Annotated in this window: 15 protein-coding genes and 1 other annotated feature; of the genes, 13 read left to right on the plus strand and 2 right to left on the minus strand. The window is 43.2% G+C overall.

Annotated elements, in window-relative coordinates; genetic code table 11:
- Positions 1-703: 703 nt before the first annotated feature.
- From H0185_RS05350 to pheA, 10 genes are all read left to right on the plus strand, one after another.
- Positions 704-1,486, plus strand: coding sequence for a M23 family metallopeptidase (locus tag H0185_RS05350; protein WP_221871945.1), 783 nt, complete (start codon positions 704-706; stop codon positions 1,484-1,486).
- The gene (locus H0185_RS05355; protein WP_221871947.1) at positions 1,479-2,345 is read left to right on the plus strand and encodes a M50 family metallopeptidase; all 867 of its coding nucleotides are present in this window, start codon (positions 1,479-1,481) and stop codon (positions 2,343-2,345) included. The genes H0185_RS05350 and H0185_RS05355 overlap by 8 nt, the downstream gene beginning before the upstream one ends.
- Positions 2,346-2,447: 102 nt before the next feature.
- The gene (locus tag H0185_RS05360; protein WP_221871949.1) at positions 2,448-3,926 is read left to right on the plus strand and encodes an Rne/Rng family ribonuclease; all 1,479 of its coding nucleotides are present in this window, start codon (positions 2,448-2,450) and stop codon (positions 3,924-3,926) included.
- A 143-nt stretch (positions 3,927-4,069) separates the two neighbouring features.
- Positions 4,070-4,149, plus strand: a sequence feature (ribosomal protein L21 leader region).
- Positions 4,150-4,163: 14 nt separating this feature from the next.
- Positions 4,164-4,472 carry a 50S ribosomal protein L21 gene (gene rplU / locus H0185_RS05365; protein WP_221871951.1) on the plus strand — a complete coding sequence of 103 codons (309 nt, stop codon included), beginning with the start codon at positions 4,164-4,166 and terminating at the stop codon, positions 4,470-4,472.
- 12 nt (positions 4,473-4,484) lie between these two features.
- Entirely contained in the window at positions 4,485-4,817 is a 333-nt protein-coding gene (locus H0185_RS05370; RefSeq protein WP_221871953.1) for a ribosomal-processing cysteine protease Prp, read from the plus strand.
- Positions 4,818-4,829: 12 nt separating this feature from the next.
- A complete protein-coding gene (gene rpmA, locus H0185_RS05375; protein ID WP_221871955.1) occupies positions 4,830-5,123 on the plus strand; it encodes a 50S ribosomal protein L27 in 294 nt (97 codons plus the stop codon).
- A 296-nt stretch (positions 5,124-5,419) separates the two neighbouring features.
- Positions 5,420-5,968 (plus strand): Spo0B C-terminal domain-containing protein, encoded by a 549-nt coding sequence (locus H0185_RS05380; RefSeq protein ID WP_221871957.1) that lies wholly within the window; start codon positions 5,420-5,422, stop codon positions 5,966-5,968.
- 56 nt (positions 5,969-6,024) lie between these two features.
- Positions 6,025-7,317 (plus strand): GTPase ObgE, encoded by a 1,293-nt coding sequence (obgE, locus tag H0185_RS05385; protein WP_221871959.1) that lies wholly within the window; start codon positions 6,025-6,027, stop codon positions 7,315-7,317.
- Positions 7,318-7,341: 24 nt separating this feature from the next.
- Positions 7,342-7,797 (plus strand): ACT domain-containing protein, encoded by a 456-nt coding sequence (locus H0185_RS05390; protein WP_221871961.1) that lies wholly within the window; start codon positions 7,342-7,344, stop codon positions 7,795-7,797.
- Between the two features lie 109 nt (positions 7,798-7,906).
- The gene (pheA, locus tag H0185_RS05395) at positions 7,907-8,755 is read left to right on the plus strand and encodes a prephenate dehydratase (protein WP_221871962.1); all 849 of its coding nucleotides are present in this window, start codon (positions 7,907-7,909) and stop codon (positions 8,753-8,755) included.
- A 166-nt stretch (positions 8,756-8,921) separates the two neighbouring features.
- Here the strand turns inward: pheA and H0185_RS05400 are convergent, their stop codons facing one another.
- Positions 8,922-9,458, minus strand: coding sequence for a transcription repressor NadR (locus tag H0185_RS05400; protein WP_221871964.1), 537 nt, complete (start codon positions 9,456-9,458; stop codon positions 8,922-8,924).
- 48 nt (positions 9,459-9,506) lie between these two features.
- On the minus strand, positions 9,507-10,646 hold the full coding sequence (locus tag H0185_RS05405) for an IscS subfamily cysteine desulfurase (protein ID WP_221871966.1): 1,140 nt from the start codon (positions 10,644-10,646) through the stop codon (positions 9,507-9,509).
- Positions 10,647-10,739: 93 nt separating this feature from the next.
- Here H0185_RS05405 and nadB point away from each other — a divergent pair, with 93 nt between their 5' ends.
- The 3 genes from nadB to nadA are packed head-to-tail and all read left to right on the plus strand — an operon-like array spanning position 10,740 to position 14,276.
- On the plus strand, positions 10,740-12,350 hold the full coding sequence (gene nadB, locus H0185_RS05410; protein WP_343223089.1) for an L-aspartate oxidase: 1,611 nt from the start codon (positions 10,740-10,742) through the stop codon (positions 12,348-12,350).
- On the plus strand, positions 12,319-13,152 hold the full coding sequence (gene nadC, locus H0185_RS05415; RefSeq protein ID WP_221871968.1) for a carboxylating nicotinate-nucleotide diphosphorylase: 834 nt from the start codon (positions 12,319-12,321) through the stop codon (positions 13,150-13,152). The genes nadB and nadC overlap by 32 nt, the downstream gene beginning before the upstream one ends.
- 17 nt (positions 13,153-13,169) lie before the next feature.
- Positions 13,170-14,276, plus strand: coding sequence for a quinolinate synthase NadA (nadA, locus tag H0185_RS05420; protein ID WP_221871970.1), 1,107 nt, complete (start codon positions 13,170-13,172; stop codon positions 14,274-14,276).
- Positions 14,277-14,398: the final 122 nt, after the last annotated feature.

The following is a 14,398-nucleotide window of genomic DNA, read 5'->3' on the forward strand; positions in this document are numbered from 1 at the left end:
CATTTTTGTACATAATTAAATTAGCATTTCTAAACAGAGAAGTCTGCTCGATGCCCATACTAGGTTGAAGAAGAGGAGTATGGGAACAGAAAGGCCAGCTCAATACCCATACTAGGTTGAAGAAGAAGAGTATGGGAACAGAGAGAGCCGCTCGATGCCCATAGTCGGGTGAAGAAGAGGAGTATGGGAACAGAGAGGTCCGCTAGATGCCCATACTGGGGTGAACAAGAGTAGTATGGGAACAGAGAAGTCTGCTCGATGCCCTTACTAGGTTGAAGAAGAAGAGTATGGGAACAGAGAAGCCTGCTAGATGCTCATACTAGACCAAGAAAGAGGAGTTTGGTAAATGAAAGCCCCCCTCAATGCCCATAATGGTGAAGAAGATAGTGAAGACTGTAGGATCCCTAACTGATAATGACGATATTCAGAAAGGACCCCAATAGGTGTTATTGGTGACCTACGTGATGAGGGACTCGCCAACTAAGGGCACCAATAAAGGTGATAGATGACCTAAGTGAAGAAGCCAATAACAAGAAAGGTAACCAATAAGCTTCATTGGCGCCCTGAGTGGTAAAGACAAAGACAACCACAAAAAGGTCACCAACAAAACCTCCCAATATCACTAACTATGAATTTTGGCATACTTGTCCCCACATCTTCATATATTGTACAAACTGTCCAATCAAAGGAATGGTGGGGTAACATGGGGTCAAGAGCTGATGATATCCGGAAGAGAATTGAAAAACGTAAGCGGGAAAGAGATCGTATGGAGAAAAGGGCCAGGCCGATGAACCGGAATAACCTGCCTGAAACAGAGGAGCTTTATGGATTTGATAAGCTCCCGTCGTATGATGCAGGTCCAGGGGACGGCAATCATCCATTGTTTAAGAAGGAAGTTTTCATGTTGAAAATTCTTGCTTCTGCTTGTCTCGTCCTCGTTGTGGCAATCCTGTTTCGTAGTGATGTGGAACGGGTGGAGCCGATTAAAAACTTTGTGACGAACACAATGGAAACTGATTTTCAATTTGCTGCTGTTTCTGATTGGTATCAAGATCAATTCGGAAAGCCGCTAGCCCTTCTCCCGACGAAAGAGAAGGAGGCAGAGGTGCCTGATAGCAGGAACAACACGCATTATGCACTGCCTGCTTCGGGGAAAATTCTCGAGGACTTTGGCGATAATGGGCAAAGAATTACGATTGAAACAGGCAAGGACGCCCCAGTTGAAGCAATGAGTGAGGGACTTGTCCGTTTTGTCGGCACGAAAGAAGGGTTCGGGAAGACAGTCATCATCCAGCATGCGGACAAGAGCGAATCATGGTATGGAAATCTAGCTGACTTTGATGTAAATGTGTATGAGTATATCAGCTCAGGAGTTTCGGTCGGCAAAGCTTCATCAGTAGCCAATGAAGAAAAAGGTTCCTTTTATTTTGCGATTAAAAAAGGCGATGATTTTATTGATCCCATTGGGGTGATCAAATTTGAATAAAGCTGTTAGCCTTTTTTCAAAAATCCATATCCATCCGCTGCTTTGGGTTGTTGTTGCTGTGGCAATTTTAACGGCCCATTTTATCGAGCTGTCTTTATTGCTGCTAATCATTTTTATTCATGAGATGGGCCACGCAGCGGCAGCTTCTTTTTTTTCGTGGAGAATTAAAAAGATTTCATTGTTGCCGTTCGGTGGCGTGGCTGAGATGGATGAGCATGGCAATCGCTCTCTATATCAAGAGACTGTAGTCGTTAGTGCTGGTCCAATTCAGCATATTTGGATGGCTGCTCTCGCTTATGGTCTCTTTTCGATGGGGGTTATCCCTGAATATTGGTACGACCGATTTACGGAATTTAACTTAATGGTGTTATTGTTCAATCTTTTGCCAGTATGGCCGCTTGACGGTGGCAAGCTGATTTTTTTACTATTAAGCCTTCGAAAAGCGTTCCCGCGAGCGCATGTTCAGACCATCTTTGTCTCTGCAGCCGTCTTGGTGCTTTTTGCAATCGCGATGCTGTTAATTGGTCCTTTTACGTTAAATGTTATGATTATTATCGCTTTTCTCGCGTTTTCGCTATTTTATGAGTGGAAGCAGCGGCGCTACGTGTTTATTCGGTTCTTAATGGAACGATATTATGGAAATCAAGGGGAGTTTAGGCAGCTGATGCCGATTGAAGTAACCGAGGAGGAAGAAATCACTACCGTTCTCGAACATTTTCAACGAGGTTGTAAGCATCGAGTGATTGTCAAGAAAAAAGACGGGACAGAGGCGGCGCTTGATGAAAATGAACTATTACATGCTTATTTTGCTGAAAAGAATCTTCAAGGCAAAATGGGCGACTTGGTTTACATTTATTAACGGGAAGAGAATTTGCTTTCCTTTTATAAAAAATAGCATAATAGATAAGCAGGAACTTCTGGATTCCTGCTTATTTTTATTTTAATAAAGTGGGGAACTAAATTGGATCAATTAATCATCAATGCGTTAACAAGAGAAAAGCGGTTTGCGCTTCTAAAAAATGAAAAACTTGAACGTCTTTACATAGAACAACCTGACCAGCAGTCTTTGGTGGGGAATATTTATCTCGGGGTCGTTGAGAAAGTAGTCCCAGGAATGAATGCGGCGTTTGTCCAGTTTGGCGAAGAAAAAAGTGGGTTTTTGTTTCGTGATAAATTGCCTTCCTTTGTTCTTGATCCGCGAAGCAAGGAGGAAAAAGCCAATCGAAGCATTTCAGGATATCTTCATCAAGGTGAAAAATTGCTTGTCCAAGTTGAAAAGGATGCTGCTGGGACAAAGGGTGCAAAACTCACCGCAATCATTGAGATTCAGGGTGATCATTTAATCTATATGCCTTCAGGAAAATATACCGCAGTCTCAAAAAAGGTAGGTGAAGCTGAGGTCAAGAAAAAGTGGCGTGCCTTTGGTGAGCAATTGAAAACAGAGGAAGAAGGCATCATTTTTCGAACATCTGCCACTTCGCAAACTGAAGAAACGCTGAAGGAAGAATTTGAACGATTGCGCCAGGACTATCAGGAATTAGCGCTTCAGGTTAAAAATAAGAAAAAGCCAGGAATTGTGATGGCTAAGGATTTCTTTTATGAAGAGTTACTATCACTGATGAGCAGTCTCAGGTCAGGAGAAGTCATTGCCGATGATCAGTTGCTAAAGAAAAGACTAGAAGGAAATAAGGATAATTCTAGCCTAGATATTCGCTATCATCAAAAATCAGAAAATATCTTCGAGGCTTACGGAATTGAAAAAGAAATTGAAAGGCTCTTAAAAAGAGTCGTTTGGCTAGATAACGGTGCTTATTTGATCTTTGATATCGCTGAAGCGCTAACGATTATCGATGTGAATACAGGAAGATTCTCTAGTAAAAATGACTTGAGAGCTACGGTGGTTGCTACGAATAAGCTCGCCGCAAAGGAAATTGCTCGACAGATTCGCCTGCGAGATCTTGGTGGGATGATTTTGATTGATTTTATTGATATGAAGAATGCTGAGGATAGAGAAGCGGTGATTAAGGTGCTGGAAACGGCCCTTGCGGAAGATGGTCGGCGTACAAGAATTGCTGGGCTAACGGAGCTCGGAATCTTACAGCTTACGAGGAAAAAGACGAAATTGACAATTTCTGAGGCAATGACCACACATTGTAAGGTATGCAGTGGCACTGGGAGGGTATTAAGTGCAGAAACGCTGGCTTTCCGTCTTGAACGCGAGTTGTGGGATCATCGTCAATCAGACTATGAAGCTGCTTTAATTGAGGCAACAGATGAGGTTATTGAGGTATTCTCAGGAGAAAACGATGTACATCGAATGCGAGTAGAGGATGCAGTCGGAGTGAAAATCTTCTTTAGCAAAAGACAATCCCCGAAGCCTGACTACAATATCCGTCAGCTCGGGACCGTTAAAGAGATTTCAATAAAGGCAGACAAATAAAACGGTGATTCCCATCAGTTGGGTATTCCCACATTCGAAAATCTGTGCTAAAGTAAGGGATGGATTAACTGAGGTACAGATCAGATTAGGATTGACAAAGATAGCATCCTATGATAGTATTTTCATGTTATGTTTGTAGCGCACCCGTGCTACAACCGCACAGACCAGGTCAATAAGCTTTGCTTAAAGCAAACGCCTGCGGATGGCGAGTCTGAGTCTAAGAGGAGGTGCAGTGGAATGTACGCAATTATCGAAACTGGCGGCAAGCAAATCCGTGTAGAAGAAGGACAAGCAATCTACATCGAAAAGCTTAACGCTGAAGCTGGTGAAACAGTAACTTTTGACAAAGTTCTTTTTGTTGGTGGAGAAGACGTGAAGGTAGGAAGCCCAGTTGTTGAAGGAGCTTCTGTATCTGCTAAAGTTGAAAAGCAGGGCCGTCAAAAGAAAATCATCGTTTTCAAATACAAAGCGAAGAAGAACTATCGTAAAAAGCAAGGTCATCGTCAGCCATACACTAAAGTTGTTATTGAAAAAATCAACGCTTAAGGTTGGCTCTCAATGATTGACGCTGTGATTTATCGTACACAATCCGGTGCCATTCAATCCTTTGCTATTAGCGGCCATGCATTTTTTGCTGAACGGGGTCAAGATATCGTCTGTGCAGGCGTATCCGCTGTATCTGTTGGCGCAATCAATGCCGTGCATGCCTTAACTGGCATCACTCCTGAGATCACTCATGATGAGGACGGCTTTCTCCGCTGTACTTTACCGAAAAATCTTTCGGAGAGTGTAAATGAGAAGGTACAACTTCTACTCGAGGGAATGGTTGTCCAATTGCAAACGATTGAGGAAAATTATCGAGAACACATAAAAATTACCTTCAAAAAGTAGGAGGTGGAATACATGTTATTGAAATTGGATCTTCAATTGTTCGCTTCCAAAAAGGGAGTAGGTTCTACAAAGAACGGACGTGACTCTCATGCTAAGCGCCTAGGTGCTAAGCGTGCAGACGGTCAGTTTGTATCTGGTGGCTCTATCCTTTACCGTCAACGCGGAACAAAAATTTACCCAGGTGTAAACGTGGGTAAAGGTGGCGACGATACACTATTCGCGAAGGTTGATGGCGTTGTTAAGTTTGAGCGCCTAGGCCGTGACAAAAAGCAAGTAAGTGTTTACCCAGCAGCTCAAGAAGCTTAAGTAAACCAGGAAAACCCTAGCCTATGTGGTTAGGGTTTTCTTTTTTATTTTCTGAGTTAAAGGTAATTGCATTTTATCTACAGGTTGATTGGAGCGGAAGGCACGAAGACTCCTGCCGGACTGCCCGCGAACCGCCCGTGCCTGGAACATAAATCAACAACTAAGTTTCATCACAAAGCCTTTTTTTATCCAATGATATTACCAAATCTTGCAGTTCCAGCCTAAATTTGCTTACCTTTTCCCGCTTTTTTGTTATACTAACAAAAGACAGTTTTCTACGATTAGGAGTATTATCTATGAAAAAAGATTGGGATACCTTAGAGGTATTAAAGCATGCACGCCATGATTGGCTGAATAAGATCCAATTGATAAAAGGGAACCTATCATTAAATAAAGTGGACAGGGTGAAAGAAATCGTCGAGGAGATTATCTTCGAAGCTAGGCAGGAATCCAACCTAACCAACCTAAACCTCCCTCAATTTGCTTCTTCGCTGTTAACCTGCAATTGGGATCAACATTCTTTTCAACTAGATTATGAAGTGAAAAAAACGCTCAATATCCACCATCTTGATGACCAGCTGCTTGCCCATTGGACAAGTAGGTTATTTGAGACGTTAGATGCATGTATCGAAAAATTTCAGGAAAACCATCTATCCGTGAGTATCCAAGCGGACGAGAAGGAGACTCGTTTCTTTTTTGATTTCAGCGGAATACTAACCGATAAAAGCTCATTCCTTCGTTTTTTAGAAGAGCCAGTAGATTCAAATACGAAGATTGTGGTAAGTGCTGTTTCAGAAGAAGAAGTATCGTTTGAAATTTTTACGATTCCTTCACAACGGGTATGATAATACTGAAATCATCCATAAAAAAATTAATTCAAGACAGGTGGTAATTTAATACAATGTTTGTCGATCAGGTGAAAATTTATGTAAAAGGCGGCGATGGCGGTAACGGAATGGTCGCCTTCCGCAGAGAAAAATATGTGCCAAATGGTGGACCTGCTGGTGGCGATGGTGGTCGAGGAGCCAACGTAGTCTTTGAAGTTGAAGAAGGTTTGCGCACCTTGATGGATTTCCGCTATAAGCGTCATTTTAAAGCGCCTCGTGGAGAACACGGGATGTCAAAGAACCAGCACGGTCGAGGTGCTCAGGATATGATTGTTAAGGTTCCACCGGGCACGGTCGTGACTGATGCAGCAACGCAGGAAGTCATTGCCGACCTTACTGAGCATGGTCAACGCGCAGTGGTTGCCAAAGGTGGCCGTGGTGGCCGTGGGAACAGTCGTTTTGCGACACCTGCAAACCCTGCACCAGAATTATCCGAAAACGGGGAACCAGGTCAGGAAAGAGATGTTGTCCTTGAGCTGAAACTGCTTGCAGATGTCGGCCTTGTTGGCTTCCCGAGCGTTGGAAAATCAACATTATTGTCTGTAGTTTCTGCAGCTCGTCCGAAAATTGCTGAGTACCATTTTACAACGATTGTTCCGAATCTAGGTATGGTCGAGACGGAAGACGGTCGTAGCTTTGTTATGGCTGATTTACCAGGACTTATTGAAGGCGCCCATTCAGGTGTTGGACTAGGTCATCAATTTTTACGACATATTGAACGAACAAGGGTCATTGTGCACGTGATTGATATGGCAGCCGTTGAAGGTCGGGATCCTTATGAAGATTATTTAATCATTAATAAGGAATTGGAAGAATATAATCTTCGCTTAACCGAGCGTCCACAAATCATTGTTGCCAATAAAATGGACATGCCAGAAGCGGCCGATAATCTTGCTGCATTTAAAGAGAAACTTACGGAGGATCATCCGGTGTTCCCTATTTCTGCTTTTACAAGGGAAGGCTTGCGTGATTTGTTGTTCTCGATCGCTGATACGATTGAGAAAACACCAGAGTTCCCGCTCCTTGAAGAGGTTGAGGACAACCCAGGTGAAAATCGTGTTATATACAGACATGAAGAGGACACTGACAAGTTTACGATTACAAGGGATCCAGATGGTACGTTCATTATCTCCGGCGAAACGATCGAAAAGCTGTTTAAGATGACGAACTTTGCTAGTGAAGAATCCACTCGTAAGTTTGCTCGCCAAATGCGTGGGATGGGCATTGATGACGCACTTCGTGCACGCGGAGCGAAGGATGGCGATACCGTTCGCATCCTGAAATATGAATTCGAATTTGTTGAATAGTTGAATGAACCACGGGGTGGAGAAATGAAGCTGAACCATTTCGATAAGAAATTTTATCTTGTTAGAGAAGATGTGCTTCCGGAGGCAATGAAAAAGACATTAGATGCCAAGGAAATGATTGAACGGGGCAAAGCCGATTCTGTATGGGATGCGGTTCAGAAGGTCGATTTAAGCAGAAGTGCTTATTATAAGTACCGTGATACTGTTTACCCGTTTCATACTGTTGTAAAAGAGCGGATCATCAGCTTGTTTTTCCATCTTGAGGACCGTTCTGGAACTTTATCCGAGCTGTTGAGCCTTGTCGCAAAAAGTGGTTGCAATGTGCTGACCATTCACCAAACGATTCCCCTACAGGGGCGAGCCAATGTTACTCTAAGTTTAAACATTGGGGATATGAAGGTGGAGATGGATGAGTTGCTGACAAGGCTTCGCCAGCTTGAATTTGTTGAAAAAGTAGAAGTACTTGGATCTGGTGCTTAAGTTTTTAAGTACTTAAGATCCTTACATAGAAAAAAGAATGCTTAAAAGTGGTGCGGCGGGACTTGGTCCTTCTGCACCTTTTGACAACAGGGGGAGTGAGGGAGAAACAATGAAGATTGGTTATTTGGGCCCGCGGGCCACGTTTACAGATCTAGCAGTTCGTCATTTATTTCCTGGGGAGGAAGCAACCCCGTTTGTGACCATTCCTGAATGCATTGATTCGGTAGAAGAAGGTTTTTGTGATTTTGCGGTTGTTCCGATTGAAAATGCACTTGAAGGATCGGTCAATATCACATTAGATTATTTGATTCATGAGGTACCATTATTTATCATTGGCGAGGCAACAGCGCCGATTCAGCAGCATTTGATGGTGCATCCAGAAAATGAAGGTCGTTGGCCAGAGGCAGAATTGATTTTAAGCCATTCGCACGCACTTGCTCAATGCCATAAATTTCTCCACCGTGAAATGAAGGGGGTCGCAAGCGAAAGAATGACCTCCACAGCCGCTGCGGCTCAATATGTCCAGGAGCATCCTGAAAAGAACCTTGCTGCGATTGCAAACGGACTGGCTGCATTGGAATATGGATTAACCATCGTTAGGGAGAACATTCATGATTATGACCATAATCATACTAGATTCGTGGTGTTATCAAAGCAAGAGCAAGCTTTGCCACCATCTGAACTTGTGAGCAAAGGCTCGAAAACTACTTTGGTTGTAACATTGCCTTCCGACCGCACTGGGGCACTCCACCAAGTGTTATCGGCTTTCTCGTGGCGCAACCTGAATTTATCGAAAATTGAGTCTAGACCGACAAAGACAGGACTTGGAAATTACTTCTTTATTATTGACATTGAACAACAAATGGACGAAGTCCTCATTCCTGGGGCCATGGCCGAACTCGAAGCACTTGGCTGCTCCGTGAAGGTACTAGGAAGTTATCCTTCTTTTAAGCTATAGGATGAGCTAGAGTTCTATTTGCCTGAAGCTGGTTAAAATAGAGCGGTTCTAATAACCTGAAACAGGTTTAAGTATAGTAGAACGGTAAAATAGAATCATAAAATTTCAAAGAGGCTACACTCCCAGCCGCTCTACCAAGCGACTTAATGAGTGTAGCCTCTTATTATTAATCGGTTAGATCAATCAAGTACCCAGCTTCTTTCATTGCTGCTTCGGCTTCGTCTAATGCGCGTTCGCTTTGGGCGGCAATCGTATGGATATGGATGCCTTCTGTTAGTTCGGAGAGGTATCCGGAATTTGTACTTTTGATTTTCTCCATAAATTGCTTCACTTCACGGCGGTTTGAAACCATAATGGAAGCCGTTAAATCACCATAAACAGGGTGCTCGATGCGGACATCCTTAACCGTGACTCCTTGGTCGACGAGGATGTTCAATTCTTCTTCGGTTTCTTCAGGAGAATGACTGCAGGCAATCGTTCGTTCGGTCAGAACCGCTGGCGAACTTGTATGCATGTAAAGATACCCCTGACTTGTCGCAATAATTGGTTCGTTCCGCGCCTTTAACAAGGTAATATCTCCGACAATCACCTGACGACTGACGTTCGTTTGTGCCGCAAGCTCCCCGCCTGTTATCGGTTCGGTACTTGATTTTAAGATATCCAATAAAAGGGTGCGTCGCTCTTCACCTAATACTTTTTTCATTTTGTAACTCTCCTTAATCAAACTTCCCTTTAAAAATTGTACCATATCTCAGCGACGAAGTTCATTCATCTCTGCCTGTTGCGCGAGTTCCGCTATATAACCACCAAGACTTCTAACATCTTCTTCAGAGGTCTGCCTTCCAAACGAAATCCGAAAAAATTCCTTTGCAGCTTTACCAGTTACGCCAATCGCCGCCATCGTTTTGGACGGAGTTAATAGCCCGACGTGACAAGCTGTTCCAGTTGAGATGGCAAATCCCCTTCGATTGCATTCAAGCATCACCCACTGACCTTCATGGCCGTGGAGGCACATGCCAATCAGCCCAGGGAGCTGTGAAGGGTAAATCGTTACAGAATTCCCTATCAAGGAAAATTGACTTGTAAACACTTCCCGTAAAAAGGTTAAACGGTCCATCTCCTCATCAAGTCTCGTAACAGCCTTCTGAGCGGCTAAGGTCATTGCAAGAATCCCTGGAACATTAACCGTCCCTGCTCGAAGGCCCTTTTCATGGGTAACTCCCTCAATATAAGGTCTCCAAGCCACTCTGGGATTCACGTAAGCTACCCCTGTTCCTTTTGGACCGTAAAATTTATGTCCCGATATGGACAGCGCATCAACTACAGAAGAGACTTCTTGAATCGGAGTTTTTCCGAAAGACTGAACGCAATCACTATGCAGCAGAACCTGATTCTTTTTACATAAAGAGCTAATTTCCTTTATAGGCTGCAAGGTTCCAATTTCAGGATTAGCATGTTGGATGGAAACTAAAATGGTGTCCTCCCGCATCGCTTCTTCAACTGCAGCAACCTCTATCTTTCCCTCCCTATTAAACGGTAAATAGGTTACCTCGTAGCCTTCTTTTTGAAGCATTTTCATGACAAGATAAACCGAATCATGTTCGGCAATCCCGGTAATGATATGAGCCCCTTCTTTTAGCTTTCCTGATAATAAAGCACGAATGCCAAGCAAATTACTTTCCGATCCTCCTGAGGTAAAAAAAATCCCGTCAGCTTCAACAGCGAATAACTTACTCATTTCTTTCCGGGCATTCTCCAGTAGGGCATTTGCTTGATACCCGATATCATGCAGACTTTGACTGTTCCCATAGTATTCTGTAGCGGTTTTAACATACAAGTCGGCGGCTTCTTTATCGAGCGGGCTGCTAGCAGCATAATCGAAATATTTCATTCTCAGTCTCCTAAAATATAAAAATATCTTGTCAATAGTTTAAATCTATGTAAATATAGGTGTCAAGACACCTGTAAAATCAGGAGGAAAGAAATGATGAAAATTGCGAATGTGCTGATTGTGGGCAGTGGCATCGCTGCTTTACAGTTAGCAAGAACCTTAAAAGAGGATTTAAATGTGATGGTTCTCACAAAAAGTACGACGACAAATGGAAATTCACATATGGCTCAAGGCGGTGTCGCAGCAGCATTAGGTGTAAAGGATCATCCCAATTTACATTACCTTGACACACTGGAGGCAGGCAGAAACCACAATGATTCAGAAGCAGTAAAGGAGTTAACGGAAGAAGCCCCAGATATCATCGAAGAACTGTTAGAAGCAGGATGTTCTTTTGATTTTAATGAAAATGGGCATTTAAAGCTCGGCATGGAAGGGGCTCATTCTGAAAAGAGAATCGTCCATAGCGGTGGGGATGCGACAGGAAAAGCGATTGTTGAGTTTCTTGTCTCCCAATTAGGTAGCCATATCACAGTTCAGGAAAATGTCTTTGTTTATGAATTGATCGTAAACGTCGAAGGTCAATGTATTGGAGTGAAGGGGAAACTTCGAGGCGGGAAAACTGAATACTATTATGCAGACCATGTTGTGCTTGCGACTGGCGGCTGCGGGCAGTTGTATCATTTTACATCCAATGCGGAAACGGTGACAGGAGATGGTTTAGCGCTAGCCTACCTTGCCGGAGCAGAGCTTGTTGACATGGAGTTTATTCAGTTTCACCCTACCCTTCTGTATGTAGACGGACATACGAAAGGCTTGATTTCCGAAGCTGTCCGCGGGGAAGGAGCGAGGCTTGTAACGGAGGAGGGCACTTTCATTATGGAAGACGTCCATCCGCTTAAGGATCTTGCGCCGCGTCACATAGTATCGCAAACCATCTATGAATACTTAAAACTGGGAAAACCCATTTATTTAGATATTAGTAAGGTTGAAAATTTCACTGAGCGTTTTCCAACGGTCTCGGCAATCTGTCGCGAGTCAGGGGTAGAGCTGGCATCAGACCGATTGCCCGTTGCTCCTGGAAGTCATTTTTTAATGGGAGGAGTTAAAACAGACCGCTTGGGACGAACCAATATTGCTGGTCTTTATGCGATTGGAGAGGTAGCCTGTACCGGTGTTCATGGAGCCAACCGCCTCGCCAGCAATTCTTTGCTAGAAGGATTGGTTTATGGGAAACGACTTGGAAACTGGCTTAATGCTCAATCGGAGTTAAAAGTAATTGCTAATGATAACAAAGCTATGCCATTCGAGGGACCAGCATCATTAACACCTGCACAAAAGGAAAATCTGTCTCTCCCGGATAAACATATTTTACAGCAAACGATGATGGACCGAACGGGGATTGTCCGTCATAACGGGGGTTTAACGATGCAAAAAAATTGGCTTGAATCCTACAGGGTAGAGGATTGGGTAGAAACCTCGTTGGATGATTATTCGACTGAAGAAATGAACAGTGTGTTTATGCTGATAACATCTTGGTTGATAACAAATGCTGCCTTGGTCAGAACTGAGAGTAGGGGCGGGCATTACAGAGCCGATTTCCCTATGGAAGATCATGCAAATTGGTTTAAGAACCAAATCGTCTATAAAAGAAAAATAAAAAAGGATGGTCTCAGTGAACAAATTAAAACTGCGCTTACAACTTGAACAGTTTTTTCTTGAAGATATCGGCGACAGAGATGTCTCAAGTGATTTAATCTTTGGAAAAGCCGGAATCGGTGAGATTGTGTTTATCGCGAAGGAAGCTGGTGTGTTTTGTGGAGCAGAAGTAATTCGCACGGGGTTCCAGTTGCTTGATCCAAATGCAGTGATTGAAATGATGACATCTGATGGCGAATCTGTTGAAATTGGTCAAAAGCTTGGGATTGTAAAGGGGAATACAGCTGATCTTTTAAAAGGTGAAAGAGTTGTACTAAATCTTGTCCAGCGGATGTCAGGAATTGCTACGAAAACAAAGGCAGCGGTTGAGTCGTTGGCAAGCGTTCATACACGAATTTGTGATACAAGAAAAACGACACCAGGCTTAAGGATGCTCGAAAAATATGCTGTTCGTAGTGGCGGAGGGTTCAATCACCGGTATGGACTGTATGATGCGGTCATGATCAAAGACAACCACATCAGCTTTGCAGGTGGAATTACGAATGCGGTAAATGAGGTCCGCAGGCAAATTGGCCATATGGTTAAAATTGAGGTCGAAACGGAGACGAGAGACCAAGTTCTTGAAGCAGTGGAAGCAAAAGTGGACTGTATCATGTTTGACAATCGCTCACCTGAAGAAATCAAAGAACTGATTAAACTTGTTCCTTCAGGCATTGCAACGGAAGCGTCAGGCGGAATCTCGATGGAAACCTTACCTAGCTACCGAGATACCGGTGTTGACTATATATCCTTAGGATTTCTTACGCATACGGTAAAGGCTTTTGATATTAGCGTAAAAGTGAATATGTAAACAAAGGGGGAGAAAGAATGGATCTACTGAATGTAATAGGTTCCCGTCCGTTAGAACTGCCTGAGAATTATCGCAATATGACCAAAGACGAACTTGAAGCGAGGGTACGTGAAGTAAAAGAAAAACTCGGAAATAAATTATATATTCCAGGACATCATTATCAAAAGGATGAAGTCATTCAGTTTGCTGATTCGACTGGCGACTCCTTAAAATTAGCGCAGCTGTCGGCAGAAAACCAGGATGCTGAGCATATCGTGTTTTGCGGTGTGCATTTTATGGCGGAAACGGCTGATATTTTAACGAAAAAGGATCAGAAAGTTTATTTACCTGATATGCGTGCAGGCTGTTCGATGGCCGATATGGCCGATATATACCAGACGGAACGCGCATGGAGCAAGCTAGTACAGATGTTTGGTGAAACCATCTTGCCACTTACGTATGTCAATTCGACTGCTGCAATTAAATCTTTTGTTGGTGAACATGGCGGAGCAACAGTAACATCTTCCAATGCAGAAAAAATGGTTCGCTGGGCGTTTGAACAGAAAGAACGTCTACTGTTTTTACCTGATCAGCATCTGGGTCGCAACACCGCTTTTAATATAGGTATCAGGCTGGATGAGATGGCGATTTGGAATCCGCTAAAAGATGAGTTGGAATTTGAGGGTTTAATTGAGAATGTGAAGGTGATTCTATGGAAAGGTCATTGTTCTGTTCACGAAAACTTTACTGTTGAAAATATTCGCCAAGTTCGTGAGACGTATCCTGAGATGAAGATTATTGTTCATCCAGAATGTCGTCGCGAGGTTGTCGGTTTATCGGATTTAGCTGGATCTACAAATTATATTATAGAAGCAATTAATGCCTCTTCTCCTGGCTCAGCCTGGGCAATCGGAACTGAAATGAATCTGGTCAAGCGTATCATTCAACAGCATCCAGACAAACAGATTATCTCTTTAAATCCGCATATGTGTCCTTGTCTGACGATGAATCGAATCGATTTGCCGCATTTAGTTTGGTGTCTAGATTCGATTGACCAAGGAGAAGGCCATAATGTGATTGAAGTAGACGAGGTCGTAGCAGAAAATGCAAGAAAAGCACTAAATCGAATGCTTGAACAATCTTAATAGTAAAAGTGTCCTAGGGTTTGCTGGGGCACTTTTTTATTTTGGGTGATTAAAAAGGGGGAGTGCGAATAATAGTCGGAACGGCGCGAATAGACCGTAATTTTTCGTGAATAGAACTGGTA

This window comes from Mesobacillus maritimus (assembly GCF_019749255.1).
GTDB lineage: Bacteria > Bacillota > Bacilli > Bacillales > Cytobacillaceae > Mesobacillus_B > Mesobacillus_B maritimus_A.

Bases quoted from the DNA above. Each gene is read 5' to 3' on its own strand.
- H0185_RS05350 (WP_221871945.1), top strand. From the start codon at position 704: ATGGGGTCAAGAGCTGATGATATCCGGAAGAGAATTGAAAAACGTAAG.
- rpmA (WP_221871955.1), top strand. From the start codon at position 4,830: ATGTTATTGAAATTGGATCTTCAATTGTTCGCTTCCAAAAAGGGAGTA.
- H0185_RS05405 (WP_221871966.1), bottom strand. From the start codon at position 10,646: ATGAAATATTTCGATTATGCTGCTAGCAGCCCGCTCGATAAAGAAGCC.
- H0185_RS05390 (WP_221871961.1), top strand. From the start codon at position 7,342: ATGAAGCTGAACCATTTCGATAAGAAATTTTATCTTGTTAGAGAAGAT.
- pheA (WP_221871962.1), top strand. From the start codon at position 7,907: ATGAAGATTGGTTATTTGGGCCCGCGGGCCACGTTTACAGATCTAGCA.
- nadA (WP_221871970.1), top strand. From the start codon at position 13,170: ATGGATCTACTGAATGTAATAGGTTCCCGTCCGTTAGAACTGCCTGAG.
- H0185_RS05400 (WP_221871964.1), bottom strand. From the start codon at position 9,458: ATGAAAAAAGTATTAGGTGAAGAGCGACGCACCCTTTTATTGGATATC.
- H0185_RS05380 (WP_221871957.1), top strand. From the start codon at position 5,420: ATGAAAAAAGATTGGGATACCTTAGAGGTATTAAAGCATGCACGCCAT.
- obgE (WP_221871959.1), top strand. From the start codon at position 6,025: ATGTTTGTCGATCAGGTGAAAATTTATGTAAAAGGCGGCGATGGCGGT.
- rplU (WP_221871951.1), top strand. From the start codon at position 4,164: ATGTACGCAATTATCGAAACTGGCGGCAAGCAAATCCGTGTAGAAGAA.
- nadB (WP_343223089.1), top strand. From the start codon at position 10,740: ATGATGAAAATTGCGAATGTGCTGATTGTGGGCAGTGGCATCGCTGCT.
- H0185_RS05370 (WP_221871953.1), top strand. From the start codon at position 4,485: ATGATTGACGCTGTGATTTATCGTACACAATCCGGTGCCATTCAATCC.